This is a genomic window from Dellaglioa sp. CoH-55-MRSF-9 (genome assembly GCF_056782155.1).
Genome location: NZ_JBXAYG010000154.1, coordinates 1 through 245 on the forward strand (window position 1 = coordinate 1; position 245 = coordinate 245).

Consider the following 245-nt stretch of genomic DNA (forward strand, 5'->3'; position numbering starts at 1 on the left):
TCGTGGGCCCGCGGCGGAGCGTGGGCGAGAGGCTGCCGTCGGCCTCGCGGACGCGCGGGGCGACGATGCCGATGCCGGGCTTGCGGAGGACGGCGAGCATCCGCGGGGCGCAGTCCGGGTCGAGCGTGGCGTCCGGGTTCAGGATGAGCACCGCCTCGGCCTCGGGCGACGCCGCGACGGCGGTGTTCATGCCGGCCGCGTAGCCGCGGTTGGTGGAGCGGATCACCGTGCAGTCGGTGCGCCGC

The 245-nt window shown here is 76.7% G+C and carries 1 protein-coding gene; it reads right to left on the reverse strand.

The window, feature by feature from the left end; genetic code table 11:
• A partial coding sequence (locus tag AC1RPV_RS08155; protein WP_481764262.1) for a glycosyltransferase occupies positions 1-245 on the reverse strand: 245 nt, incomplete at both ends.